The 25,481-nt window shown below is 62.9% G+C and carries 19 protein-coding genes; 6 read left to right on the top strand and 13 right to left on the bottom strand.

Annotation, left to right across the window (positions count from 1 at the left end; translation table 11 throughout):
• From P0D70_RS23820 to P0D70_RS23800, 5 genes are all read right to left on the bottom strand, one after another.
• Nucleotides 1–605: hypothetical protein (locus P0D70_RS23820; protein WP_408186267.1), on the bottom strand; the 605-nt coding region annotated here is incomplete at its 3' end.
• Nucleotides 602–1,084 (bottom strand): DUF2778 domain-containing protein, encoded by a 483-nt coding sequence (locus P0D70_RS23815; protein ID WP_408186266.1) that lies wholly within the window; start codon nucleotides 1,082–1,084, stop codon nucleotides 602–604. The genes P0D70_RS23820 and P0D70_RS23815, both read right to left, overlap by 4 nt.
• A gap of 19 nt (nucleotides 1,085–1,103) precedes the next feature.
• Nucleotides 1,104–1,580 (bottom strand): Hcp family type VI secretion system effector, encoded by a 477-nt coding sequence (locus tag P0D70_RS23810; protein WP_408186265.1) that lies wholly within the window; start codon nucleotides 1,578–1,580, stop codon nucleotides 1,104–1,106.
• Between the two features lie 259 nt (nucleotides 1,581–1,839).
• Nucleotides 1,840–4,464 (bottom strand): AAA family ATPase, encoded by a 2,625-nt coding sequence (locus P0D70_RS23805; RefSeq protein ID WP_408186264.1) that lies wholly within the window; start codon nucleotides 4,462–4,464, stop codon nucleotides 1,840–1,842.
• Nucleotides 4,461–5,603, bottom strand: coding sequence for a metallophosphoesterase family protein (locus P0D70_RS23800; RefSeq protein ID WP_408186263.1), 1,143 nt, complete (start codon nucleotides 5,601–5,603; stop codon nucleotides 4,461–4,463). Before P0D70_RS23800 ends, P0D70_RS23805 begins: the two co-directional genes overlap by 4 nt.
• Before the next feature lie 204 nt (nucleotides 5,604–5,807).
• Between P0D70_RS23800 and P0D70_RS23795 the strand changes: the two genes are divergently transcribed.
• Both P0D70_RS23795 and P0D70_RS23790 read left to right on the top strand, forming a co-directional pair.
• Nucleotides 5,808–7,088: a DUF445 domain-containing protein gene (locus tag P0D70_RS23795; RefSeq protein ID WP_091808146.1), complete on the top strand. Its 1,281-nt coding sequence runs from the start codon at nucleotides 5,808–5,810 to the stop codon at nucleotides 7,086–7,088.
• Nucleotides 7,089–7,225: 137 nt separating this feature from the next.
• Nucleotides 7,226–9,184: an AI-2E family transporter gene (locus P0D70_RS23790; RefSeq protein WP_408186262.1), complete on the top strand. Its 1,959-nt coding sequence runs from the start codon at nucleotides 7,226–7,228 to the stop codon at nucleotides 9,182–9,184.
• Nucleotides 9,185–9,335: 151 nt separating this feature from the next.
• Here P0D70_RS23790 and P0D70_RS23785 read toward each other — a convergent pair whose 3' ends face one another.
• From P0D70_RS23785 to P0D70_RS23770, 4 genes are all read right to left on the bottom strand, one after another.
• Entirely contained in the window at nucleotides 9,336–10,796 is a 1,461-nt protein-coding gene (locus P0D70_RS23785; protein ID WP_408186261.1) for an efflux transporter outer membrane subunit, read from the bottom strand.
• 1 nt (nucleotide 10,797) lies between these two features.
• Entirely contained in the window at nucleotides 10,798–14,028 is a 3,231-nt protein-coding gene (locus P0D70_RS23780) for an efflux RND transporter permease subunit (protein WP_408186260.1), read from the bottom strand.
• 60 nt (nucleotides 14,029–14,088) lie between these two features.
• Nucleotides 14,089–15,342 (bottom strand): efflux RND transporter periplasmic adaptor subunit, encoded by a 1,254-nt coding sequence (locus P0D70_RS23775; RefSeq protein WP_408186259.1) that lies wholly within the window; start codon nucleotides 15,340–15,342, stop codon nucleotides 14,089–14,091.
• 183 nt (nucleotides 15,343–15,525) lie between these two features.
• A complete protein-coding gene (locus tag P0D70_RS23770; RefSeq protein ID WP_408186258.1) occupies nucleotides 15,526–16,689 on the bottom strand; it encodes a porin in 1,164 nt (387 codons plus the stop codon).
• 468 nt (nucleotides 16,690–17,157) lie between these two features.
• Between P0D70_RS23770 and P0D70_RS23765 the strand changes: the two genes are divergently transcribed.
• The 3 genes from P0D70_RS23765 (at nucleotide 17,158) to P0D70_RS23755 (ending at nucleotide 20,236) form a co-directional block, all read left to right on the top strand.
• Nucleotides 17,158–18,093, top strand: a complete 936-nt coding sequence (locus P0D70_RS23765) for a LysR family transcriptional regulator (protein ID WP_408186257.1) — start codon at nucleotides 17,158–17,160, stop codon at nucleotides 18,091–18,093.
• 187 nt (nucleotides 18,094–18,280) lie between these two features.
• A complete protein-coding gene (locus P0D70_RS23760) occupies nucleotides 18,281–20,026 on the top strand; it encodes an FAD-dependent oxidoreductase (RefSeq protein WP_408186256.1) in 1,746 nt (581 codons plus the stop codon).
• Between the two features lie 18 nt (nucleotides 20,027–20,044).
• Entirely contained in the window at nucleotides 20,045–20,236 is a 192-nt protein-coding gene (locus P0D70_RS23755) for a hypothetical protein (RefSeq protein WP_408186255.1), read from the top strand.
• Between the two features lie 111 nt (nucleotides 20,237–20,347).
• Here the strand turns inward: P0D70_RS23755 and P0D70_RS23750 are convergent, their stop codons facing one another.
• From P0D70_RS23750 to P0D70_RS23740, 3 genes are read right to left on the bottom strand one after another with little or no spacing between them, the layout of a single operon-like run.
• Nucleotides 20,348–21,331: a 2-dehydropantoate 2-reductase gene (locus tag P0D70_RS23750; protein ID WP_408186254.1), complete on the bottom strand. Its 984-nt coding sequence runs from the start codon at nucleotides 21,329–21,331 to the stop codon at nucleotides 20,348–20,350.
• Nucleotides 21,332–21,335: 4 nt separating this feature from the next.
• Nucleotides 21,336–22,127, bottom strand: coding sequence for a class II aldolase/adducin family protein (locus P0D70_RS23745; protein WP_408186253.1), 792 nt, complete (start codon nucleotides 22,125–22,127; stop codon nucleotides 21,336–21,338).
• A 44-nt stretch (nucleotides 22,128–22,171) separates the two neighbouring features.
• Entirely contained in the window at nucleotides 22,172–23,371 is a 1,200-nt protein-coding gene (locus P0D70_RS23740) for an amino acid aminotransferase (RefSeq protein ID WP_408186252.1), read from the bottom strand.
• Between the two features lie 273 nt (nucleotides 23,372–23,644).
• Here P0D70_RS23740 and P0D70_RS23735 point away from each other — a divergent pair, with 273 nt between their 5' ends.
• Entirely contained in the window at nucleotides 23,645–24,586 is a 942-nt protein-coding gene (locus tag P0D70_RS23735) for a LysR family transcriptional regulator (protein WP_091808118.1), read from the top strand.
• A 31-nt stretch (nucleotides 24,587–24,617) separates the two neighbouring features.
• Here P0D70_RS23735 and P0D70_RS23730 read toward each other — a convergent pair whose 3' ends face one another.
• Nucleotides 24,618–25,436: a helix-turn-helix transcriptional regulator gene (locus tag P0D70_RS23730; protein WP_408186251.1), complete on the bottom strand. Its 819-nt coding sequence runs from the start codon at nucleotides 25,434–25,436 to the stop codon at nucleotides 24,618–24,620.
• Nucleotides 25,437–25,481 lie beyond the last annotated feature (45 nt).

The following is a 25,481-nucleotide window of genomic DNA, read 5'->3' as shown; positions in this document are numbered from 1 at the left end:
GTTTTTCTGCGCATGAACCGACGTATCGCCAGACAGCAAAGAACGACCGGTACGCCGATGCACAGGGTAGCTATTGCCCAATAAAGGTCCATGACGTACAAAATCAAGTTCTCGTCGAGATCTGACCCGGCACCTTGGCCTGTGGCTGATAGGTAGAATTTGACTACTGCCTTGACTGGAGCGGGTATATGAAGGGGGTATCTCGTAAGTGGACTCGACAGTTGCCAACCAATATTACTCATGACGAGAAGCGCAAATGAACATGCCACGAGCGTTACGGACAAAGGCATCTTAGGTATCGCTTCACCACTCTTTCTGGCAATGAGATAGCGAGACAGCCACCGTTTGAATCCAATTAGTGCCACTGCAATCAGCAATGTGGCGACCGCCCAATAGAGCAGGAACGCAAGCACCTCCATATCGTCTGGATTTCCCAGATATTCAGTGCCGGTGCAGGACAGCCAGAATCGGATAAATGCTTCCACGCTCTCAGGCATTTCCATTGGGAGCATGTCGATAAGATACGTGGTCCGCAAACCAGCAATCGCGGACATCACTATCAAAGCGGTGTAAGTCGCAATGTTGATGAGTGAGCGCTTGTTCATTTGACGTCAACGGTTCCATAGGCCCTCAAGGCAGACCCCGGCACGGGCATCGTCTGTCCTCGCGAACGAATGAATATCTGAAGTCGATCGAATTCATTAGGGCTCGCGATCGTGATACATCCGTGACTCAGCCCGAGGCGCCCGACTGGATGCAACCGGAAGTTACCGCGCTTGATGCCATTGATGTTAGTCGTGTCCCCCGTTGCCGGATTCCAGAGCATGAACCATTTTCGACGATCGGTAGAGCTAACACCCTGCGCGTTCCACCAGTCGTATATCAAGCCCATGTAACCGCCTGACTGACGATCGACGAGATAGTAGGTCCCTTTGGGAATCGGCCCAACGTTTTCCACGGCCGTTTCGTCAGGATTATCCCGCCCTCGACCGGTTCCAGAAAATGCAGTAACTGGCACGGTTCCCTCGCACGTGAAGGTGGAAGTGTTCTTCCCATTAAGAACAAAAGTACACTTGACCGGCATTTCCTCTGCCCCTGCCCTGTCAATTTGCAGTGTTGTTCTTGATATAAAGCGTCGCGGTCACCGCACCGCCGCTTCCCCCCAGCGCGTTCTGCACGAAGTACTCATGCTTCATTGTCGAAAAAGAAAGATGAACCTCTTCGTGGCATTCATCGCCACCGCCGATCGGTTCGACCTGGGTAATGACCACGTCGTGCATCGTGATCTTCAGGTATTCGAATGGCAGTCCCCCGGCCTTGCGCACGGTCAACCGCACCTGATTAATATGCTTGCCCGTGAAACAGAACCTGGTCAGATTCGGACTCGCGCGGTCGAGCTTGTGAGTGAACTCCAGGTCTGAAACGGTAGCCTTTCCCGCGCCGCCGCCGGAACCCGACATCATGGTCGAGGCCTGCGAAACCTTCCAACGCCAACCAATAACGTCGATTTCGTTCAGATGCGACGCGTCCTGCGATTCGCCGTCGATGCCGTCAATCTTGATGAAGGTATCCTGCGCCATGAGCGATCCCCGTGATCCGTGCGACTGTTCAGACGGTCGTCACGCGGACATGCGCACGCATTCGGCACAAGCAGGGTTAACCAATCCTGGCGGAAGGCTCAGACCGCAGCGAAGACTCGAAGTGATAGTTTCAGGGGAAACGTCTATCGATGGAGATCGGATCTTTCTGCAAATCTGCGTGAGTTTTCATCGGCCGCATGTGGCAATTCATGCGGCCTTGCGCGGTGATCGCTGACACCGTGCTTGCGTGGCCCGGCAGCTAGGCCGCCACCTTCAGATCATCAATCGCCCGCTGCCTCACGCCGAGATCGTCCCACAGCTCGGGATGACAAGTGAACACCAGAATCTGATGCCGCGTGGCCGCGTCGATCAGCGCGCGCTTGATGGCGTCGCGTCGCACGGCGTCGGTATGCACGGCCGCGTCGTCGAGCATCAGCAGGGTCGGCCGGCCCGATGCCTTCAGCAAATCCGCATAGGCAAGCCGCGTCAGAATGCCGAGCTGTTCGCGCGTGCCGAAGCTCAGCGCATCGAGCGTGTCCGCACGGCCAAAGCGATCCAGCGTGGCGGGACTCAAATCGTCGCCGAGCGCGATCGTCGATTGCGGGAAGATCCGCTTCAGATAATGCCCGAGCCGTTCGGTCAACGGTGCGCGCAATTGCGCGACTGCGGCGTCGCGTTCGTCCACCAGCACTTCGTCGAGCAGACTCAACGCGCTCGCGCGCAAGCTGAGCTCGTCCCGGCGCCGCGTGGCCTGTTCGACTTTGGCCTTGAGCACCGCCAGGCGCTCTCCAAGCCCCGACGCGCCCACGGTCTCCAGTTGGCTGCGCAAGCCCGCGATCCGCACTTGCCGCTCGTTCTGCTCGCTGCGCGCGAGTTCCGCCGACGCGCGATAGCGCTTCGCCTCCGCCGCCGGATCATCGAGGCGCGCGGCTTCCAGCTCGCGCTCACGCCCTTCGCGCTGCTTGCGCAACGACTCGACCTGCACGCGCTGTTCGACGATTTTCGTCTGCCACTGTTCGCGGCTCCGACGGAAAGTTTCGTCGCTCAATTGCGCGTCCTTCCGCTGCAACTGAGCCGCAAGTGATTCCGCATTGGCCATGCCGGACGATCTTTTTTCGGCCGCCTGCGTCAACACTTTTCGCGCAGCCTCCAACGCGTCGCGTGCGATTTCGGCGTTGCGGCGCGCCTCGTCGAGCGGCGCCGCGGTCGAGACGTCGGGCAGACTCGCCAGCCGCTCATTGGCCGCCTGCATGCGCGCCGCAGCCGTTGCCGCCGCCGCGCGCAGTGCCTCGATGCCCTGCGGCGCGTGCACCTCAAGAATCTTCGCCTGGCTTTTCTGCTGGGCGACCAGCCCCTTCCACTGTTCATGCCGCGACTCGCCCTCGCCGAGCGACGCCACGCCGAGCGCCTGCAACAACTGCGCATGTAGCGCTTCGAGCGACGCGAGTTCGGACAATCGCGCAGGCAGATCGGAGACGCCCGGCACCACCCGCAATTCGCCGAGCGAGCCGAGGCCGATCCGCTTCTCCCCGTCCAGACGTAGCACGCCTTCACCGCTCACCGGTTTATCGTCAACGGTCATCGCGCCGTGCAGGCGGTATTCGATGCGCGTCATCGCGGCTTCGGTGCGCGCGCGCAGCACGGTCAACTCGCTGCCGAGCGCGGCGAGCCGTTTCAGTTTCGCCTCGTCGATTTCGAGCGTGGCCGCGACGCGCGCAGCTTCCAGCATTGCGTCGTTAGCTTTGGCGGCAGCGGCGATCGACGCTTCGAGCCGCTCGCTCTCGGCCCGATAGAGCTCAATCTGGCTGCGCAGATCGGCCACCGTCACTGCCGCATTGGCCAACTCGAGCGCGCGGTTCGCATCGGCAAAAGCCTGCTCGAATTGCGCCACGCTGGCTGCGGCTTGTGCGTGCTCGGCCTGCACCGCCGCCACGCTCGCCCGCAGCGCGTCGAGTTGCTGCCGCTCGCGCGCGACGGCGGCTTCCAGTTCGAGTGCGTTCTGCTCCTGTTGCAACGGCAGCGCCAGTTCGGCCTCACTCGCCTTGAGCGCTTGCGCGAGCCCTTGCAGGTTGCGTTCGAGTTCAGCCGCGGCATCGGCGCGCTGCTGCGCCTGCAAGGCTTTCTGCTCGTGAAGCTCCCAGGGGCGCTTGCGCTGCGTGTCGTCGAAGGCTTCCTGCTGCGCGGCAAGCCGCGCGATATTCTCCTCGAACTGTTGACGCTGCTGCTCCAGCTCATCGCGCTCTTCGATCAGCCGGGCGAGTGTCTGTTCGGCTTCGGCGAGCGGTCCGGTGGATTTCTGCGTGCGCGCGGTAAGCAGTTGCCGAAGCTCGCGCTGCACGGCGGCGATCAGCGCGTCCTCACCGGCGGATTCGCTGCCGCCCGAGAGTTGCGACAGCGCATCGCGCAAATACTGAGCGGCGTGACCGGTGGAATCGCGCACTTCCTGCGTGCCGCCTTGCTGCACCCACAATAAACCAGGAACGCCCGCATTCTCTGCCTTCAGCGGTCCACGCGCGGCGCGCGAAAAACCCAGCAAGGCCGCGAGCTTGTCTTCAGCTTCATCCTCGCCGAACACGCTCTGGCCGATCTTGAGTTCGCAGCGCTGCCGCGTGACGAACTGCTTCGACAGCCGGCATGCCGCGCCGTCCAGCTCGAAACTCACTTCGACCGACGGCTGTCCGCTCGCCTTGCCCCACGGCAGCAGGTCTTTCAGATGCGAGGCCTTGTAGCGCTCCAGAAACACGGCGCGTACGGCTTCGGCAATCGTGCTCTTACCGGCCTCGTTCGGGCCGACGAAAAGATTGAGACCGGGCTGCAGATCGTCAATGACGAGCCGCCCGGTGAACTGCTTGAATTCCTGGATCGCGATACTTTGCAGCTTCATGCGGACCTCGCTTCGCGCGGCAGTTCACGTTGGAAACGCGCCAGAAGCAGCAATGCTTCCGCCGCGCGCTTGACCGCTTGCGGGTCGGACTGCGGGTCTTCCTGCAAGCCACGCAGACGCGCCACCACCTTGGCGAGATAGCCGCTTTGCGCGCCGAGTTCGGCGAGGTCGTCGGCGGTGGGCAGCACTTGCAGGCCGCTCAGATCAACGCGCAAGGCCCGCACGCGGGCGCGCGCTTCTTCCACCGCGACGTGAAGCGCTTCGGCATCGGCGAGCGCGGCCGTGCCGCCGACTGCAACGCGCAGCACATCGTGACTGCCCAGGGTGGCGAGGCGTGCCTTTAACGCATCCACATCGGTCGGCACGGCGATGGTTTCGTCCCAGCGATGCCATTGATATTGTCCGACCCGCACCGGCTCGACCACCGGCGACGCGCCCGGCTCAGCCAGCGTGACGTCGAGCATGAAGCCCGGATCATTGGCGCGGAAGCGGTCCTGCTCGTGTGTGCCGGCATACCACGTGCGCTCGTCGACGCGCAGATGGCCGTGCCAGTCGCCGAGCGCCAGATAGTCCAGACGGGCGCTCGCGGCACGCGTCGGCGCGATTGGATTGGACGAGTCGATGCCCTCCTGCAGAATCCCGCTCACGCTGCCGTGCGCGAGCCCGACGCGGTGATAGCCGGGTGGCGTCTGCGTGGTATCGAAGAAACCGGTGGTGTCGTCATAAGTGATGCGTTGCGTCAGCGGCGCGCACAGCAACGCGCACCGGCAGTCGTCCAGCAACACCACGCCCGGTTCGAGCACCACGCGCACTTTCGGCGCGATGCAGTTCAGGCGCTGGGCACGCGTCCATACGCTCTCGACGAGCGCGGCGTCGTGATTGCCCGGCAACATGATCCACGGTCCGGTGAAGCCTTGCAGCGCGCCGAACAGACGGCGAATCACCGTGTCCGAGACCGTTTGCAGATCGAATACGTCGCCGGCCACGAGCACGGCGTCGACTTTGCGCGCGGCGGCTTCGGCGGCGATCCTGCGCACGGTCTCGAAGCGCGCTTCGGCAAGGTGCGCCGCCTCGTCCGGCTCGAACTGGCCGAATTGCGTGCCTATCTGCCAGTCCGCGGTGTGCAGAAACCTGATCACTGTGCCTCCATTCCATTCAATTGCAATCTGCCTCGCCGGGCGAGCCCGCGCAGCCTAGCCGTAGATGTTACCGTGCCGGCGCGCTAAAGATAGTCCCAGCCGGTTGGTACATGGGCTGGCGGGCGGCGCTACACTCGCGGTTCTGGACGCGCGTGAAGCGCGCCGCGTGATTTCAATCGCCCCGAACCCGCTGCCCTGCCGCCGATGAACAAAGCCATCGAACTGAAAAAAGCCAAGCGCACACCCTTACTCCTGTTGCTCGCGGCCGCCTGCGTTTTCGTGGTCACCGCGTTCATGCCGCGCGGCGTCTGGGTGGACGGCATCAAGGCGATCGCCGAGGCCGCGATGGTCGGCGCGCTCGCCGACTGGTTCGCCGTGGCCGCCCTGTTTCGCCGCGTGCCGATCCCGCTCGTCTCCGCCCATACCGCGATCATTCCGAGGAACAAGCACAAGATCGCCGACAACCTCGCGGTCTTCGTGAAGGACAAGTTTCTGGATGTGCCTTCGCTGGTCGGCCTGATCCAGAAACACGACCCGGCGCAAAGCATTACCGGCTGGCTCACGCAGCCGGCCAACACCGCGCGGTTGGGCGACTACGTCGTCAAACTGACCAGCGGCATTCTGGAATTGACCGACGACGTGCGCATTCAGGTCTTCATCAAGGACGCGCTGCGCGACGTGCTGGCCAAGGTGGACCTGTCGCAGTCGATGGGCGCCATTCTCGACACGCTCACCAAGGACGGCCGCCATCAGGAACTGCTCGACGCCGGCATCGAACAGGTCATCGCGCTGCTGCGCGAGCCGCAGGCGCGCGAGTTCATCGCCGAGCGCATCGTCGATTGGGTGAAGAGCGAATACCCGAAGATGGAGATGATCCTGCCTTCGGCATGGCTCGGCGAGAAAGGCGCGGAAGCGCTTGCCAACGCGGTCAACCGCATGCTCGAACAGATCAGCGAAAACCCGACGCACCAGCTTCGCGAGAAGTTCGATGACGCCGCGCACAAACTGATCGACAAGCTCAAGACCGATCCCGCCTTCCTGCAAAAAGGCGAGGAACTGAAACGCTACCTGGTGGAAGGCGACGCGCTCAGTTCGTATGTAAAAGACATGTGGGGCGAATTGCGCGCGTGGCTCAAGCGCGATCTGCAAAGCAGCGACTCGGCCTTGCATGCCCGCGTGATGGCGATGGGTCAATGGGTCGGACGCGAACTGGCGCACGATCCGGCGTTGCGCCAGTCGCTCAACGACCACCTCGAAGAAGCGGCGCGCACCATGGCGCCGGACTTTGCGCAATTCCTTACGCGGCATATCAGCGATACGGTCAAGAACTGGGACTCGCGCGACATGTCACGGCAGATCGAACTGAACATCGGAAAGGATCTGCAATACATACGGATTAACGGGACGATTGTCGGCGGCTTTATCGGCCTGCTGCTGTATGGGAGCTCGCAACTGTTCGAGCTGCTGCGCCTGCACTTGCGATAGGCGATAGACCCGTGAGGCGTCAAAGCGCCTACAATCCAGGCATATGACTTGCTCCAGCGCATTGCCCGGACGCCATCAGTTTGTCCGCGAGCGATCAGCATAAGAACAACAGCGCTTCTGAATCGGAACGTGTGCTCATGAAAATCTCGTTACCGCCAAATGGGCGGCCGAACCGCGTTTACCCGCCGGGCACGCCCAGCCTGCATGGCCTCGCTTCGGTGATCACCGGCGTGGTGGTGGTGTGCGGGCTGTACTTCGGCCGCGCGGTGTTGATCCCGATTACGCTGTCTGTGCTGCTCAGCTTCCTGCTCGCGCCGCTCGTGCAAATGTTGCGGCGTCTGCACATGGGGCAGTTGCCCTCCATTTTCATTGCCGTGCTGTTCGCATTGGCGAGCCTGCTCGCGGTCGGCGCGCTGATCGGCGCGCAGCTGGTGCAACTCGCGGGCGACCTGCCGCAGTATCAGGTGGCGATCGAGCAGAAGATCGAAACGGTTCAGGAAAAGACCGTCGGCCGCGCCGATTCGCTGATGAGCCGCGCCGCCGTCGCACTTCAGCGTGTGGCCCCTTCCAAGCCGAACCCGCCGCGCCCCACCGGACGTGCGGCGCGCAACGCCCCCGCCGTGCCGCAGCCGGTGGAAGTGCATGAGCCCGCGCCCACGCCGATGCAGCTCGCGCAACGCGCGTTGTCGCCGGCCATCGCGCCGATCGAGACGACCTTCATCGTGCTGGTCGTGACGATATTTATCCTGCTGCAGCGCGAGGATCTGCGCGACCGTTTGATCAGCCTGTTCGGCTCGCGCGATCTTCACCGCACCACGACCGCGATCAACGACGCCGCCGTGCGCCTAAGCCGCTACTTCGTCGCGCAACTGGGCGTGAACCTCAGCGCGGGCGGGGTGATCGCCATTGGGCTCGCGATTATCGGCGTGCCGGGTGCGCTCCTGTTCGGTGTAATCGCAGCCTTGCTGCGCTTCGTGCCGTATATCGGCATCTGGATCGCCGCGATTCTCGCGGTCTTCCTTGCTGCCGCGATTCAGCCGCAATGGACCATGGCGGTCTATACGCTGATTCTGTTCATCGTGGTCGACCTGGTGGCCGGGCAGATCGCCGAGCCTCTGCTGTACGGCCACCGCTCCGGGCTGTCGCCGCTCGCGGTGGTGGTCGCGGCGATTTTCTGGAGCTGGCTGTGGGGGCCGATCGGCCTCGTCCTGTCGACCCCGCTCACGTTGTGCGTGGTCACGATGGGGCGCTACGCGGACCGGCTGAACTTCCTCACGGTGCTGCTCGGCGATCAGCCCGCGCTCACACCCGCGCAGAACTTCTATCAGCGTTTGCTGGCGGACGATCCGCACGAGGCCATCGTGCAGGCGGAGCGGTTGCTGCGCGAGATGTCGCTGATCGACTACTACGACACAGTCGTGCTCGAAGGCCTCAAGCTCGCCCGCAATGATGCGATGCGCGGCGTGCTGATGCCGGACCAGTTGCAGCGCGTCAACGACGCGCTGGTGGACATCGTCGAAAACCTGGAGATCGCGGACGGCTTGCCGGACCGCCTGGCGCGCACCGAAGCCGCCGACGCCGCGAGCGCGCTGCACGCGTCGGCCTCGGCTTCGGCCGATCTTTCCGAGCGGCACGGCGGCCCTGTTTCGGCCCATCCGCCAATGCCCCGCGCAGCCGAAAAAACGTCAGTGCTATGCGTGCCCGGTCGCGGTTCATTCGACGAAGTGACAACCGCGATCGCCGTGCAATTGCTCGGCCGCCAGAATCTCGCGCCGATGATGGCCACGCACTCGGGCTACCGGAGCGCGCGCGCCGACGAGCCGAGTTTCAAGGATGCGTCGATCATCTGCATCGTCTCGCTCGACGCGCCGGAATCGCCGCCGTACTTGCGCAACATGCTGCGACGCACGCGGGAATGGCGCCCTCGCTCGACGCTCGTGCTCGGCGTGGGCGGCGCACCGGAGGGCGGCCCCGAGTCGGGCGCGACCGGCGCTTCGCACGCGGCGCCCACCTTCCGCGCGATGATCGAGGAATGCCTCGCGGCGTCCACCTTGCAGCATGCGCGCCACCCTTTGCATGTGGGCGGAGCGGATTGATCGCACGCCGGCAACCACGCGCGCGACCAGCGCGGCCGCGCGGGTACGCGTGCGCGCAAGCCTTAGCTCGTGATCCGACCGCGGACCTGCCCGGCCAGTCTGCACGTTGTACCCCGCCACCTGCTAGCCACGAACCCGAATCGCTCGACGACTATCTTGTGTCGCCTTGTAGAACCGCTCGGTCCCGCTCCAATCCGGCAAGCGCGTCAGCGCCCCAACCGCCGCCAAGCGCCTTGTAAAGTGTAACAAGGGAGGTGTACTCATTGCTGCGGGTCTGCGCATAAGCCAACTGCGCGCTGAACAGACTTCGCTCGGCATCGAGAACTTCCATATAGCTGGTGTAACCGCCTTCATAGCGTTGTCGCGCGAGTCTTGCATAGGCGCTCAGCGCGTCCACCTGGCGAGATTGCGCGCTCAGCCTTTCACGTGACTTCTCGACGCCGAGAAGCGCGTCGCTGACCTCCTGGAATGCGGACTGAACAGCCTTCTGGTACGCATACAGCGCCTGTTGCTGACGCGCGTTGGCCTGCTCGACCTGCCCGGCAATGCTGCCGGCGGAGAAAATCGGCTGGGTCAGTGCGCCTGCAAACGCCCATGTGTTCGCCGGCCCGCTAAAGAGCCTGCTCAACTGCGTACTCGACGAGCCCAGCAGCCCGGTGAGCGAAATCTGCGGAAAATAAAGCGCGCGCGCGGCGCCGATCAACGCGTTGGCGGAAATCAGGTTCTGCTCGGCCTGCAACACGTCCGGACGGCGCTCGAGCAGCGCGGATGGCAAGCCTGCCGGCACGTTGGGAGACTGGAGTTCATCGAGCGTACGGCCGCGAAGAATCGGACCGGGGTTGCGGCCGAGCAATACCGAAAGCGCGTCTTCCTGTTGCCCGATCTGCGCCTCGATGGCGGGAATGTCCGCCAGCGACGCCTCGTATTCCGACTGACTCTGGGCCAGTTCGACCTGCGAAATCTGCCCACCGTTGAAGCGCAGTTCGAACACTTTCACCGAACTCTCGCGGCTCGCCGCGGTTGCCTTTGCAATCTCGAGTTGCCGATCCAGGCTGCGCAGATTGATGTAGGACGTGGCAACCGACGCCACCAGCGTGAGCACGGTGGCCCGTTGACCTTCCTCGCTAGCGAGCAGATTCGCGCGCGCGGCTTCGGTCTGACGCCGCACACGGCCGAAAACGTCGATCTCCCATGAGATGGGCAACGTGGCATTGAACGAGTTGTAGGCCGAGCCAAGACCCGCCGGCAACGACGCCTGCGCAAGCGGCGAGACATGCTGGCGACCGGCGTTGAAACCGGCGCTGATCTGCGGAAACAGTTGCGAGCGCGTGGTGACGAATTGACCGCGAAATTCGTCGACGCGGGCGGCTGCGATTTTCAGGTCCCTGTTCTGCGCGAGCGCCGTGGCAATGAGTTCGTTCAGCACTGGATCGCCGAACTGCGCCCACCACGCCGTATCGACGATTTTCGCCTGCGCGCCATCCGAAAAGCGGAAGGTGGCCGGCGTGGCGATTGACGGCCGCGCATAGTCGGGGCCCATCACGCACCCGCTCAGACACAGGCAAAGCCCGAGTGCCGATACCCAGGAAACATTTGAACCGGCTGGACGCATGTCAATTACCCCGCTTCGTGCCGGGGTCCACACCGGTCGATCTGTTAGCCAATGAGGGCGAATCGGACAGGCTCCCTTCACCTTGCCTCTCCGGTATCGCGCCTGCGTTCTTTTTGCCGGCGCGCCGCTCGTTCACCGATTCGAGCAGGAAGAAGAACATCGGAATAAAGAACACGGCGACGCCGGTCGCCCCCAACATGCCGCCAATCACCCCGGTGCCGATGGAATGCCGGCTGTTTTGCGACGCGCCGGTCGCGATAGCAAGCGGAACGCAGCCGAGAATGAAGGCGAACGACGTCATGACGATCGGCCGCAGCCGATCGCGGGCGGCGGTCACCGCCGCATCGAACGCCGATGCGCCTTGGGCGCGATTCAGCACTGCAAACTCGAAAATGAGGATCGCGTTTTTCGCCGCGAGTGCGACGAGCATGGTGAGACCGATCTGGAAATAGACGTCGTTGTTCAAGCCTCTTATCAGGATGGCCAGCAAAGCGCCGAACAGGGCGAACGGCACCGCCATCAGAACGCCGACGGGCAAGCTCCAGCGTTCGTATTGCGCGGCCAGAATCAGGAACACCATCACCAGACCGAACACGAAAACGAGGCCCGACGTGCCGCCTGACTGGCGGGCCTCATAGGCTTCGCCGCTCCACCCGACGCCATATCCCGCGGGCATGGTTCGCGCAAGCTCCTCCAGCACGGCGATCACCTCGCCGGAGCTGTGGCCCGGTGCCGCATTGGCGGTGATCAGCACGGCGGGGAAATCGTTGAAGCGCGTCATCAGGGACGGTCCGGTCACGTACCGATACATCACGACCGATTTGAGCGGGACCATCGTGCCCGTGGCGCTGCGCACGAATACCTGCTCGAGATCCGCGGGCTTCAACCGGTACGAGGGCTCTGCCTGGAGAATGACCTGCCACAGACGGCTCGACTGATTGAACTGCGAAACGTACAGCGAGCCGAACAGGGTCTGCATCGTGCTGTACACCTCGTCGATCGGCACGCCGAGTGTGGCCGCCCTGTCGCGATCCACATCGACACGCAACTGCTGCGATGAGGCGTTGAAGGTCGACGTGACGCCCGCCAGTTCGGGACGCGCCTTCGCCTTCGCGACAAAATCCTGCACGACCTGCGCGAGTTGCGCCGTAGTCCCGTCGCCTTTGCTCTGAATCCACATTTCGGTGCCGCCCGTCGTGCCGAGCCCGGGAATCGACGGCGGGTTGACCGGCACGACGATACCTTCCTTGATGCGCGACAGCGCCCGGTAAGCGCCGAGCAGCAACGCACGCGCATTCTGCGTGCGAATGTTCGCCCATGCATACCGCTCGTCGAAATCCTTCAGTCCGACAAAGAATGTCGAAGCGTTATTCATTGTCTGATTGTCGAGCAGGCTGTAACCATCGACCACGGTGACGCTGCCCACCCCGGGTTGCTTCGCAAAGTAGTCGGTCACGCGCGACGACACCCGCCCGGTGCGATCGAGACTCGCCGAATCGGGCATGATGACCGCGCCGAGCAGGTAGCCCTGATCTTCAGGCGGCAGGAAAGCGTGCGGAATGGAGCGCATCATCGTGACGGCGAGCAGGAGCATGCCGGCGAATAGCAGCAGCGCAACGCCAAAGCGTCTGATGGTGAGCGACACGGCGCGGCCATAGCCCGCCGTGACCTGAGCGAATGCGTTATCGAACCACCTGAAAAAACGATGTTTTGCATGCGCTTGCGGTTTCAGCAGCACCGCCGCGAGCGCTGGCGACAATGTCAGGGCCACGACGCCGGAAAGGACCACGGAAATCGCAATGGTGATGGCAAACTGCTTGTACATCTGCCCGGTAATGCCGCCCAGAAATGCAACCGGCACGAATACCGCGCACATGACCAGCACGATCGTGACGACCGGGCCCGATACTTCATCCATGGCTCGCTTGGCCGCCGCGTTCGGCGAGAGGCCGAACTCACGCATGTTGCGCTCGACGTTCTCGATCACGACGATCGCATCGTCCACCACGATGCCGATTGCCAGCACCATGCCGAACATGGTCAGCATGTTGATCGAGAAACCCAGAGCGGCCATGCCCATGAACGTCCCAAGGATCGAGACCGGCACCGCCAGCACCGGAATCAGCGTGGCGCGAAAGCTCTGCAAGAACATGAATACGACGATCACCACCAGCACGACGGCTTCGAAGAAAGTCTTCACCACGTCCGCGATCGACGCTCGCGTGAAGTCGGTGGTATCCATTGCGATGTTGTAGTCGATACCCTCCGGGAACGACCGTTTCATCTCAGCCAGCGTTGCGCGCACCTGCTTCGATACATCCAGCGCATTGGCGCCAGGCTGTTGATAGATCGCGATCACCGTAGCGGGCTTGCCCTGGAACCGGCTGCGTATCGAATAGTCTTTCTGCCCGAGTTCGGCCCGGCCGACGTCTTTCAAACGGACGATCGCCGCGCCGTTGCTCGACGCGCGAATGATGATGTTGTCGAATTCGGCGGGGTTGGCGAGCCGCCCACTCGTCGTCACCGCGAACGACTGTTCCACTGGCAGGCCCGTCGGCGCCTGGCCGAGACGCCCGACTGCGAACTGCTGATTCTGGTTCGCCACCGCGTTTTGCACGTCGGTAGCCGTAATACCGAGCTGCGCCATGCGATCCGGGCGCAACCAGATACGCATCGCGTAGTCGGGTGTGCCGAAGATGCTGGCCTGGTTCGCGCCCGGAATGCGCTTGAGCGCATCGAGCACATACACGTTCGCGTAGTTGGCGACGTAAGTCGAATCGAAGCGGTGATCGGGCGAGTACACCGCGATGACCATCATGAACGCGGACGATTTCTTCTGCACCTGCACGCCCTGCGATTGCACGGACTGCGGCAATTGCGGCAACGCGAGGTTGACGCGGTTCTGCACGTCCACCTGAGCCAGATCCGGATTGGTGCCGTTGCGGAAGAACGCGTTGATCGTCAAACTGCCGGTCGACGAACTCGACGAGGTCATGTAGATCATGTTGTCCGCACCGTTGACCTGCTGCTCGATAGGCGCGGCAACGTTGTTCGCCACCACGTCGGCACTGGCGCCCGGGTAGCTGGCGGTAATCGTGATTTGCGGCGGCGTGATGTCCGGGTACTGGGCGACGGGCAAGGCAAACATGGCCAACAGGCCGCCAAGCGCGATGACGATGGAGATGACCGACGCAAAGATCGGCCTGTCGATACAGTAATGGGAGAGCTTCATCCGGTTTGCCGCCTGGAGCGCGGAGTTAGTCCGCAGAGTTAACGCGGAGTTAACGCGGGATTAACGCGCGGAGTTCTGTTCGGATTGCTGTTGCGCAACGGGCGGCATGACTTTGGCGCGATGCTCCACGGAAGAAGCATTCCCCGTTATGCTGATCGCCGCATTGGGTGACAACCGTAGCGCCCCGTCCACAACGACTCTGTCGCCAGCGCGCAAGCCGTCGTTGATAAAGCAGTCATCGCCCTGCCATTCGCCCATCTCGACGACCCGTTGGCGGGGTTTGTTGTCTTTGTCGACCGTCCATACGAAATGGCTTTTTACGCCCTGCTGCACGGCCCGCTGGGGAAGCAGAACGGCATTCGGCCGCACGGCGCCGGACACCCTCGCGCGCACGAACTGGCCGGGACGCAACGCACCTTTTTCATTGGCGAATACGGCTCGTACGAGGAACGTGCCTGTTTGCGCACTGAACACGCGATTGGCAAAGTCGATACGCCCGCGCGCGGGAAACGTCGAACCGTCAGCCAGCAACAGCGTGATCTCGAACTGGTCGTTAGCGGGAAAGCGCAACTGGCCTTTTGAAATCTGGTCGCGATACCGCAGCATCTCGTTCTCCGAGATGCTGAATTCGACCCACATCGGATCCATCTGGTACACGTACGTCAACAGGCCAGACTGGGCGGGCGTCACATAACTGCCTTCCTGCTGTCTTGCATAACTCGACAAGCCGGCGAGCGGCGACTTGATTGTGGTGTAGCCGAGGTTCAATCGCGCGGCCTCAACCTGCCCTTTCGCGGCGATGACCGCGGCCGCGGCCTCGCGCTCGCTGCCGGTCGCATCATCGAGATCCTTCTTGCTCAAGGCGTTCTGCGCGGCGAGAGGCATGACGCGCGCGAGATTGGCTTTCGCGACACCGAGCCGTGCCTGCTGCTGGGCCAGCGCGCCCTGTGCCGATTGCAACGCGGCCTCGAATGGCTTGGGATCCATCAGAAAGAGCGTCTGCCCCTGACGGACCATCTCGCCTTCGGTGTAGGCTCGCTTGTCGAGAAAACCATCCACGCGGGCGCGAATTTCCACGGCGCGCGAGCTTTGGGTCTGGGCAACAAACTCGAAGTCCACGGGCGTATCGCGTGGCGTCACGGTCGTGACCGTTACGTCGACCGGCTGGGAGGCTTCGGGAGCGGCGGGCTTGCCGCAGGCGGTGAGTAAAGCGAACAGACCCAACATAAGCGCTAGCCGTCCCCGCGTCTCACCGAGCAGGCGTTTCGGTGCGTTCAACGAGCGAATCAGGCATCGCAACAGCAAAACTGGCATGAACGGTCCGTGAAAAATAGTTCGACAGCCGGGCATGCGCGCCAAAGCAATTGATTGCGTGTGACCGCGCCGCAAGGCGCGGCCGTTAGTTGTGCGCGAATCAATTGCGCTGGCTGAAAACCGCTCACACCCCGAAAGACATGGTCGGTCGCATCAGCCCTGCAAACGGAAACAGCAGTCAGATCAGAACCGGTGACGGATGCCCGTGGTCACGAGGAACTGATTGCTCGCCGTGGACGGCGCCGAGGTGCCGTTGATCTGCACGGTGTTCAGGCCGCGACCGTTGTTCGCGCCAAGCTGCGTGACCGCTTCCGCATAGACGTCAGTACGCTTGGACAGCGAGTAGTCAGCCTGCAGTCCGAACTGATTCCAGTGGGCCGCGCCGGTATTCGTGTCGCTAGTGCCCGGCGCCGCGCGCAATGCCTGCGTGTAGGTGTAGGCCGCGCCCAGACCCAGTTCCGGCGTCAGGTTGTAGCGTGCATTGACCTCGTAGTTGTTATAGCGAACCGAGATATCCGAAAACTTGTCCTGGAAGCGGCTTTGCGTAAATACGGTGCCAAGAATGACCGGACCGAACGCATAGCTTCCGCCGAGACCCCAAGTGCGTTGATTCTGAACGCCGCTGATGGCGGACGCCGCGAAGGTACCGCCACTGACCGCGCCATTGCTCTGGTTCAGGTCCATGCCCTGGTACTGGAGATAGGCCGCACCCAGTTGCAAGCCACCGTTGCGGTAACCCGCGCCGACGCTGTACGCCCGGTTGTCGGCGAAGCCCGCATTGTTCGAGAAGCCGTACAGGCCACTCATTGAGAAGCCGCCGTAGTTCGCGCTCTGGAACTTGACCGAGTTGTTGACGCTAATCGAGGAGTTGGCGTTGTCGTTGTCGCCCGGATGGGCGAAATACGTGCCGCCCCAGCTGCCGGCCGCCGTGAGCGGTGCAAGATAGTCGACTACGGAGTCGTACTGGCGGCCGAACGAAACCGTGCCGTAATCGTTGGACAGGCCGACGTACGCCTGACGGTTGAACAGCTTGTTGGACACCGCCTGGTTGCCGTTGGCAATGTTGAAACCGCTTTCCAGGTTGAAGACCGTTTTCAGTCCGCCACCCAGATCTTCGACACCGCGCAGGCCCCAGCGGCTCGGCTGGATGTTGCCGCCGGTCATGCCGAACATGGCCTTGCCATTCGTGACGCGCCCGTCGGACGTGACGGTGGAATCCTTGCTGACTTCGTTGCTCACGTACGTCAGACCGGCATCGACAATGCCGTAAAGCGTAACGCTGCTCTGGGCGTGCGCCGCGCACGCAAAAGTGGCGGATACGGCGGTCGCAGTAATGATTTTTTTCATTTGGAATACCTTGGCTTTTTATCTTAAAACTAAGTTGCCGACATAAGAACAAACCTGCCGCAACCAGGATGCACCCATCTCCAATTCATTTGAATTCGCATTGAAGACAGATTCTGCGTGCGATTTGAATTTTAGACGCCCGCCTTTGACGCAACCGCGCAAAACTATGCAAAAGTATTTTCAACTTATATTTGAGATATTCTTGCGAAGGACGGGCGAGGCCCACGCAGCGCAGGATGCGCATCGCTCATGCCCATTGCCGCTCGATACGACGCCAGGATTGACCGTTGCTGAAGCCCAACAAAACAAAACCCCGTCTTTTTTTGAGAACGAAATACCGATACCGTAAATCAAAATTAATTCACATTTAACCCGCCTATAAATCGCAGGCCGGGAGACCATTGATTATCTGTTAAAAACTAATATCTCAATTTTTCCGCACCTATCCGTTACAGCGTTGGTGATATCATGAATCAGCTTCAGGCAATGCGCGTATTTATCAACATCGCAGAAACCATGTCATTCGGACAGGCCGCGGCCAATCTCGGCATTTCGAATGCCATGGCCACGCGTTACCTCGAGCAACTCGAAGCTCACCTCAACACACGACTCGTCAATCGCAATACCCGCAGCCTCTCCCTGACCGAAGAGGGAGAGATCTACTCGAAGGGCTGCCGCAACGTTCTCGATGAAATCGAGGAGATCGAAACGGTTGCGATACGCGGCACGATCGAGCCGTCCGGCACCTTGCGAATCGCTGCCGGCGCGTCGTTCTCACTGTCCAGCCTGACACCCCTGCTACAGGAGTATCTATTGCAGTATCCGAACGTCAGACTCTCGGTCACGCTGCTGCATCAGCACGTCGATTTTGTGAAGGAGGGCTTCGACGTCGGCATCGTGCTGCCCAAGCAGATCAGCGGCACCACGTTGATTAAACGCTCGTTGCTGAGTGTCCGTCCCATTGCCGTCGCGTCCCCCAGCTATCTCGCCGTGAAAGGCGTGCCGTCGCGGCCGGCGGATCTGACCTCCCACACCTTTCTCGCCCTCAGCGCCGCCTCGCATGACGGCAACTGGATCTTCGTTTCGCCGGATCGGCGCGAGAAACGCGTCACGCTCGACGCCGCGCTCGTGGTGAACAACGCCTTGATGCTGCGGCAAGCCGCGCTTGCGGGCATGGGGATCGCGGTCTTGCCTGAGAACCATGTGCTGACCGATTTGCGCAACGGCACACTCATGCAGGTGCTGACAGACTTCCGTATCACGAATGCCGACAAGGAGTTAGCGCTGGTGTATGCGGATCGCCGTCACATTTCCGCAAAAACCCGCTCATTCGTCGACTTTTCGGTCGAGTGGTTTCGTACCAACGCGGACCGTTTGACCTCCATGCCGCCCGCTACCAAGTAGTGCGGCGCGCCGCCCTTCGTCCGGCCTTTCCGAGCAGGCGGCGCGGCCGCGCCATCCATGTCCGTACCCAAAATGAGGACAGCGCCGCATGCGCCCTCCTTCATACTTCGTTATCGATTCGCACCGCCTGTGAAGAGCTAACCGGCCCCGGCGGGCAATCCCGGCAGCGAAGATTCAGGAGACGCGCATGAACCGCCCCTTCAAACCCTATCCGTTTTCGCCCCGTCGTCACGAGGGCATGGTGCCGCCGCTGGTCGACGGGCGCGACCCGCTCAGGCGGCCCGTGGCAATCGTCGGCGGCGGCCCGGTCGGCATGACGCTGGCGCTCGCGCTGGCTCGCCAGGGCGTGCGCTCGGTACTGATCGAAGCCGACGACAGCGTATGTACCGGAAGCCGCGCGATCTGCATTTCGCGGCGCAGTCTGGAAATTTTCAAGCGCCTCGGCGTCGTACAAGGCTTCCTGCAAAAAGGCTTGCCGTGGGCCGGCGGCCGCAGCTTCTATCGCGACACCGAAGTGTTTCGCTTCGCCATGCATCATGACGACGAACAATCGCTGCCGCCCATGATCAATATCGCGCAATACCAGATCGAACAGTTGTTGCTCGACGAGGTGGAGCGGCATGCCGACCTGATCGATATGCGTTGGCAGACTCGCGTGACCGGGATCGAGCAGGAACCGGCGCAGGACGGCCGCGGCGAGCCGGACCGTACGGCGGGCGCGACGCTCACGCTGCGCACGGGCGACACCGCGTGGCAGATGCACGCCGACTGGGTGGTCGCCTGCGACGGCGGCCGCAGCACGATTCGCGAGGCACTCGGCCTCAAGCTCACCGGCACCACGTACGAAGGCCGCTATGTGATCGTGGATATCGAGCTAAACAGCAAGCGCGCCACCGAGCGCCTCGCCTATTTTGATCCGCCGTCCAATCCCGGTTCGACGGTGCTGGTCCATAAGCAGCCTGACAACGTCTGGCGTATCGATTACCAGCTTCGCGACGACGAAGACCCGGAAGCCGCCGTCCTGCCCGAGAACGTCTTGCCGCGCGTGCAGAGCGTGCTCGACGCGATGGGCGAGACGGGCGAGTGGTCGCCGATCTGGATCACCGTCTACAAAGCGAACGCGTTGACGCTCGAACGCTACCGGCACGGCTCGGTGCTGTTCGCGGGCGATGCCGCCCATCTCGTACCAATTTTCGGCGTGCGCGGCGCCAATTCCGGTATCGACGACGCGGACAACCTCGGCTGGAAGCTGGCCTGCGTGGTGAACGGCGTGGCTTCGCCGCGGCTCCTCGACAGCTACAGCGTGGAGCGCGTCTTCGCGGCGCGTGAAAACCTGAGCTACGGCATGAAGAGTACGGAGTTCATGGCGCCGCCGTCATTCGCCTTCAATCTGATGCGCGAGGCCGTGCTCGGACTCGCCGAGCGGCACGCCGCCGTGCGTCCGCTGATCAATCCGCGGCAGACGCATGCCATCGCTTATACACAGTCGCCGCTCAACGAGGCCGCCGCGGACGCCGCCGGCTCGTTCAGCCGAGGCCCGGCGCCCGGCACCGTGTTGCCGGAATGCCGGCTCAAACGACTGGACGGCAGCGCGAGCGTCGATATCCATCTCACGGATCTGCTCGAGCCTTGCTTCACCGCGCTGCGCTTCGGCGCGAATGCCGATTCTGTGCAAGAGCATGCGTGGCAGGAATTGCAAGGCACGCTGGCCGAAACAGGGATTCCGTTCAAAGCCATCACGCTGGCTAAGGACGAAACCGCACCGGCCGCCAACCCGACGATGCACGATCACACCGGCCGCCTGCACGACATGCTCGACGCCACGCCCGGCACGGTCTATCTGATCCGGCCCGACGGCCATGTACTCGCCCGCTGGCGCAACGGCAGCGCGGCGGCCACGCAGCGCGCCATCAGCGCAGCGCTGACGATCTGATTCACGGAGACTCACATCATGACGGACAGCGACCTCGACCTGGTCTACACGACGCTGTGCAAAACCCTCACTAACGAAGGCGAAGCTCAAGCGCCGTTATATCTGGCGCGCCTCGCGATGCTGTGCCTCACCGAACTCGACGACCCGCAGCGGGCGTTGTCGTTGATCGAAGCGGCACGGCTGCTGGCTTCGACCGCGGTGACCGCATAAAGCGAAAAAAGCCGCCGCGCCCGGTATGGACGCGGCGGCTTCCCTCTGCCTTTCCGTCAGGCAGATATCACCGTGCGGCACAGCGCGTGCGGCTCATCCTTCATGCAGGTGTCACTGCTTCGGATACAACCCCAGCGTGCTCGCATGCAGACGCGCGAGGCCGAGCAACGCATCCGTGTACGGCGTGGCAACGCCCGTCAGTTGCCCCAGTTCACGCACCGCCGCCACCAGCGCGTCGAGTTCGACCGCTTTACCCGCCTGCACGTCCTGCAGCATCGAGGTTTTCATCGCGCCGAGTTTGAGCGTGACCTCGTGACGGTCCGCCGGCTCCTGTTCGATCGGAATACCGAAGCGCGCGCCGATCTCCTTGGCCTCCAGCATGATGCTCGTCACGAAGTTGCGCGCCAGTTCGTCGCTGAGAATCCGGTCGGTGGTCGCGCCGGTGATGGCGCTGATCGGATTCATCGTCATGTTGCCCCACAGCTTGTACCAGACGTCGCGCTGAATCTGCGCCGACATCGTCGCCTTGAAGCCGGCCGCCGCGAGCGTGGCCGTGAGCGACGCGACGCGCTCGCTCGCCTGCCCTGACGCCTCGCCGATAATCAGCCCGTTGCCCTGATGATGACGGATCACGCCCGGCGCTTCGACGAGGCAACTGGCATGCACCACGCAGCCCACCGTTTGCGCGGTCGGAATCGCGGCGGCGATCGCACCGTCGGGATCGATCGACTTCAGGCGCTTGCCGGCGAAGTCGCGCCCGAGCCCGTCGCAGAACCACCACGGCACCCCGTTCATCGCGGTCAGCACGATGGTCTGCGCGCCGAGCAGCGGCGCGATCTGCCCGGCCACAGATGCCATGGCCGGCCCCTTGACGGCGACCACGACGAGGTCCTGCACACCGAGATCCGCGGGATTGTCGCTCGCCTTCACCTTCACAGCATGCGTCACGCCGCCTTCGATCAGACGCAGGCCGTGCTCGCGCAGCGCGGCCAGCGTCTCGCCGCGTGCCACCACGCTCACGTCATGGCCGGCCTGCGCGAGCTTCACTCCCATCCAGCCGCCGATCGCGCCTGCGCCGTAGATAGCTACTTTCATCGTTTCAATCCTTGTAACTGGCGTCGATGCGGTCCACTCGCCGCACCAGCGCATCGAACACATCCTGCCCCGCGCCGTGACGCGGATCGAACTGCAGCGCGTCGCGCGAACAGCGAATCGCGACGTCTTCCGGCACCGGCCGCGCCCGGCCCATCGCAAACGTCGCCATCTGGATTTCGCAGGCGCGGTTCAGCGTCCACAGAATCGCGAAAGTCTGCGGCAACGTGTGGCCCCACGCAAGCAGGCCATGATTGCGCAGGATCACCGCCTGCCGGTCACCGATATGTTCGAGCAGCCGCGGACCTTCTTCCGCATGCACGGTGATGCCCTCGAAGTCGTGATACGCAATGCGGTCGTGCAATTGCGCGCTGTAGAAATTGGTTTGCTGCAAACCGTCTTCCAGACAGGCCACGGCGACGCCCGCCGTGGTGTGCGTATGCATGACGCAGTGCGCATCCGGCAAGCCTTCGTGAATCGCCGCATGCACGACGAACCCGGCCGGATTCACCGGATATGGCGAGTGGTCGAGCACGCGTCCGCGTGCATCGATCTTCACGAGGTTGCTTGCCGTCACTTCGCTATAGTGCAGCCCGAACGGATTGATCAGGAACTGGCGTTCGCCACCGCTCACACTGGCGGGAACGCGCAGCGTGATGTGGTTGTAGATCATTTCGGTCCAGCCGAGCAGGTCGAAAATGCGATAGCACGCGGCGAGCTGCACGCGCGCCTGCCATTCGTCCGGATGCATCGCGTGGGCCTTCGGCGCGCTCGGCGCCTGGATGTCGAGAGTGGTCATGTGCAGCTCCATTGTTATCGTTCTATTGATCGAAAGTATCGCGCTTATGCGCCCGACACCACGGCCGCGATCGACGACGCCACATAATCCACGTTGCGTGCGTTCAGTCCGGCCACGCACATGCGCCCGGAGCGCAGCACGTACACCGCGTATTCGCTGCGCAGGCGCTCCACCTGGCTTTCGCTCAAGCCGGTGTAGGTGAACATGCCGCGCTGCGCGAGGTAGCGCGCGCGCATGACTTCGTCCACACGGCCTTCGAGGCCGGCGTGGATCGTGCCGCGCATGGCGAGAATCCGCTCGCGCATGGCGGCGAGTTCCGCTTCCCATGAAGCACGCAACGACGCATCGGCCAGCACGTTGGCGACGAGCCGCGCGCCGTGCGTGGGCGGATTGCTGTAGTTCGCGCGCACCGTCGACATCAATTGACCGAGCACGCGGCCAGCCTCTTCCGCGCTCTTGCAGACTACGCTCAACGCGCCGACGCGCTCGCCGTACAGCGAAAAATTCTTCGAGAACGAATTCGCGGCGATCAGCGGAACGCCCGCGTCGGCCAACAGGCGCACGCAGGCGGCGTCTTCTTCCAGACCCGCGCCGAAACCCTGGTAAGCCATATCCACGAAGGCGATCAGCTTGCGGCGCTGCAGAACCGGCACCAGTTCCGCCCATTGCGCCGGACTCAGATCGACGCCGGTCGGGTTATGGCAGCAGGCGTGCAGCAGCACCACGCTCTGTTCCGGCAAGCGGCTGATCGTGTCGATCATGTCGGCGAAACGCAATCCGCCGGTGAGTTCGTCGTAGTACGGATAGGTGTTGACCGTCAGCCCCGCGCCTTCGAATACCACGCGATGGTTTTCCCAGCTCGGGTCGCTGATCCAGATCTGCGAACCCGGGAAATAGCGCTTCAGGAAATCGGCGCCGACCTTCAATGCGCCCGATCCGCCGATGGTTTGCAACGTGGCGATCCGCCCCGCCGCGCGCGCCTCGCTGTTCGCACCGAATACCAGCGCCTGGGCCGCATCGCGATAGAGCGGCAGGCCGGCCATCGGCAGATACGAGCGCGGGCCGATCGAGTCGAGCAACGCGGTTTCGGCCCGGCGCACGGCGTCCATGACCGGCAGCTTGCCGGCGTCGTCGAAATAGATGCCGATGCTCAGATTGACCTTGTTCGACCGGGGGTCGAGTTGAAAGTCTTCGTTCAGGCTCAGGATCGGATCGCCTGGATAAGCGGGAATATGGTCGAACATGGTGATTCCTTGAATAGGGCCTCGTGGTGGCCTCGGTTTGGCGCAGTGGCGTACCGCACTGCACTGCACTGCACGGCGCATCCCGGTTTGTGCAGCGGCTTGCGTCCCGACTTGTGCAGCGGCGTGCGCGGCAGCTTTGCTCACGACACGGCGAGACGGAAGTCTAAGCGGGTTTGGCTGAGTGCGTCGATTGGGACAAGTCTCCGCGAACCGCACGCGGTACACAATCAATCGATTTTTCACGATTCGTTAGTTTTTCTTTAGAATCGCCTGATGCCACTCACGCGCGTCACCATCCGCCAGTTCGAAGCCTTTCTCGCTATCGTCGATTTGCATAGCATCGGCGCGGCGGCGGAACGGCTCGGGCTGACTTCTTCGGCGGTCAGCCAACTGCTGGGCGACCTCGAAACGGAACTCGGCTTCCGGCTCTTCGACCGGACCACACGGCGCGTGAATCTGTCGAGCGCGGGCCAGGATTTTCTGTCGTCGGCGGAATCGGTGTTGCGCCATGTGCGCGCCGCCGCGCAATCCGCCGACGATATCCGCAACCGCGCCGCCGGCATCGTGCGGATCGGTGCGCCCCTGGTGCTGGCGGCGACCGCGCTGCCCGCCGCCATCGCCGACTACGCACGCGACAAACCGAAGGTCGTGGTCCGCATTTGCGACACCGTGGTCGAGCAACTGGTGGAGCGCGTGGAAAGCGGCGACGTGGACCTCGCAATCGGCCCCGACCGTCAAAGCGGCGCGCGCGTGCGTTGCGATCCGGCGTTCGCGAGCCCCTGGGTGATGTGGTGCGCGCCGAGCCATCCGTTGAACGCGCGCCGCCGCGTGCAGTGGCCGCATTTGCGCGGCGTGCCGATCATCGCCACCGGCCGCGACCACGAGCGCGCAGTCGGGCAGATGCTGGCTAACCTGCCGGTGGAGGCGCGCATCATTCCCGTAGATGTCGTAGACAATGTGACCACGGCGTTCGGCCTTGCCGCGCAGGGGCTGGCCGTCACGCTCGCGCCCGCCTACGTCGCGCCATTGGCACGCAGCTTCGGGCTGGTCATGAAGCGCATTGTCGATCCGGAAACGATCCGCGAGGTGTGCGTGTATCGTTCCACCGAGCGCGCGCTGTCGCCGCCCGCCGACGGCTTCGCGGATTTCATCATGCCGTGGTTGAAACGCTGGGATCGCGAGACACAGGCCGACGCGCGATCAAGGCGCGTATGACGCGCAGCAGCAGCAGCGACAGCCCGTCGGCTCAGGCCCGCTCGGGCACCATGCACAACGCGAACAGCTGGCGTTGGCTCGATATCCCGAGGCGCGCGTAGGCGCGCTTCTGGTAGGTGATCACACTGGCAGGCTTGACGCCCATACGTTGTGCGATTTCAACGGCGCTCGCGCCTTCAAGCGTGCCGCGCAGCACGTCGAGTTCGCGCGGCGTGAGTGCGGGGCAAGCGCGCCTGACACGCGCCAGCATCGCCGCGGCCGAACCCTGCTGATGCTGCCCATTCAACGCGTAATGGCCCTTGGCCGCGTGCGCGAACAGAGGCGCGAGACTCTCCACGCGCTCCAGTTCACCTGGCTGAAACACGCCATAGGCACGGTCGCGGTACAGGTTGATCGACAGCCAGACGCTTTCCATGGGCTGCACGAGCAACGATAACCGGTCGGACACATTCGGCTGCGCGTAGCAGGCGGCGCGATAGGCCTCGTTTTCGATCTCGTCGCTATGCTGCTGGTGCAGCACCAGCGCGTCGCGAGCCGGTTTTTCATGCGACCGGCCGATGATCGCGCGGTTGCCGTCGAGTGCATAGAAATGCGTGGCATAGCGATCCGCGATGTCGCGCAGAAAACGGCCTCCGCGATGATCGGCCGCGGAAACCGTGCGCGGCCGCGCGTCGAATTCGTACGCGAAGATGGTGCACTGCGAAACCGGCAGCGTATCGCCGACCGTTTTCAGTATGCTGGCGGCAAGCGCATCGGCATCCGCATGCGAAATCGACATGACAAGTTCAGTCGCACGCGAGGTGCTGATCTGTTCGCTGCGGTGCGGTGGAGAAATGCGCCAGGAACGCATGATGGATACGGGTTGCCGTGCTGGGTTCGGTCCTGCAAGCGTAGC

It is taken from the genome of Paraburkholderia sp. RL17-381-BIF-C, from assembly GCF_046026435.1.
GTDB lineage: Bacteria > Pseudomonadota > Gammaproteobacteria > Burkholderiales > Burkholderiaceae > Paraburkholderia.
Note: the sequence above shows the minus strand (reverse complement) of the source record. Positions and strands in the feature narration are given on the sequence as shown.

Excerpts from the sequence above, each read along its gene's own strand:
- P0D70_RS23795 (WP_091808146.1), top strand. The coding sequence starts at position 5,808 with ATGAACAAAGCCATCGAACTGAAAAAAGCCAAGCGCACACCCTTACTC.
- P0D70_RS23780 (WP_408186260.1), bottom strand. The coding sequence starts at position 14,028 with ATGAAGCTCTCCCATTACTGTATCGACAGGCCGATCTTTGCGTCGGTC.
- P0D70_RS23740 (WP_408186252.1), bottom strand. The coding sequence starts at position 23,371 with ATGTTCGACCATATTCCCGCTTATCCAGGCGATCCGATCCTGAGCCTG.
- P0D70_RS23790 (WP_408186262.1), top strand. The coding sequence starts at position 7,226 with ATGAAAATCTCGTTACCGCCAAATGGGCGGCCGAACCGCGTTTACCCG.
- P0D70_RS23815 (WP_408186266.1), bottom strand. The coding sequence starts at position 1,084 with ATGCCGGTCAAGTGTACTTTTGTTCTTAATGGGAAGAACACTTCCACC.
- P0D70_RS23750 (WP_408186254.1), bottom strand. The coding sequence starts at position 21,331 with ATGAAAGTAGCTATCTACGGCGCAGGCGCGATCGGCGGCTGGATGGGA.
- P0D70_RS23730 (WP_408186251.1), bottom strand. The coding sequence starts at position 25,436 with ATGCGTTCCTGGCGCATTTCTCCACCGCACCGCAGCGAACAGATCAGC.
- P0D70_RS23810 (WP_408186265.1), bottom strand. The coding sequence starts at position 1,580 with ATGGCGCAGGATACCTTCATCAAGATTGACGGCATCGACGGCGAATCG.
- P0D70_RS23760 (WP_408186256.1), top strand. The coding sequence starts at position 18,281 with ATGAACCGCCCCTTCAAACCCTATCCGTTTTCGCCCCGTCGTCACGAG.
- P0D70_RS23785 (WP_408186261.1), bottom strand. The coding sequence starts at position 10,796 with ATGCGTCCAGCCGGTTCAAATGTTTCCTGGGTATCGGCACTCGGGCTT.
- P0D70_RS23745 (WP_408186253.1), bottom strand. The coding sequence starts at position 22,127 with ATGACCACTCTCGACATCCAGGCGCCGAGCGCGCCGAAGGCCCACGCG.
- P0D70_RS23775 (WP_408186259.1), bottom strand. The coding sequence starts at position 15,342 with ATGCCAGTTTTGCTGTTGCGATGCCTGATTCGCTCGTTGAACGCACCG.
- P0D70_RS23805 (WP_408186264.1), bottom strand. The coding sequence starts at position 4,464 with ATGAAGCTGCAAAGTATCGCGATCCAGGAATTCAAGCAGTTCACCGGG.
- P0D70_RS23765 (WP_408186257.1), top strand. The coding sequence starts at position 17,158 with ATGAATCAGCTTCAGGCAATGCGCGTATTTATCAACATCGCAGAAACC.
- P0D70_RS23770 (WP_408186258.1), bottom strand. The coding sequence starts at position 16,689 with ATGAAAAAAATCATTACTGCGACCGCCGTATCCGCCACTTTTGCGTGC.
- P0D70_RS23735 (WP_091808118.1), top strand. The coding sequence starts at position 23,645 with ATGCCACTCACGCGCGTCACCATCCGCCAGTTCGAAGCCTTTCTCGCT.
- P0D70_RS23755 (WP_408186255.1), top strand. The coding sequence starts at position 20,045 with ATGACGGACAGCGACCTCGACCTGGTCTACACGACGCTGTGCAAAACC.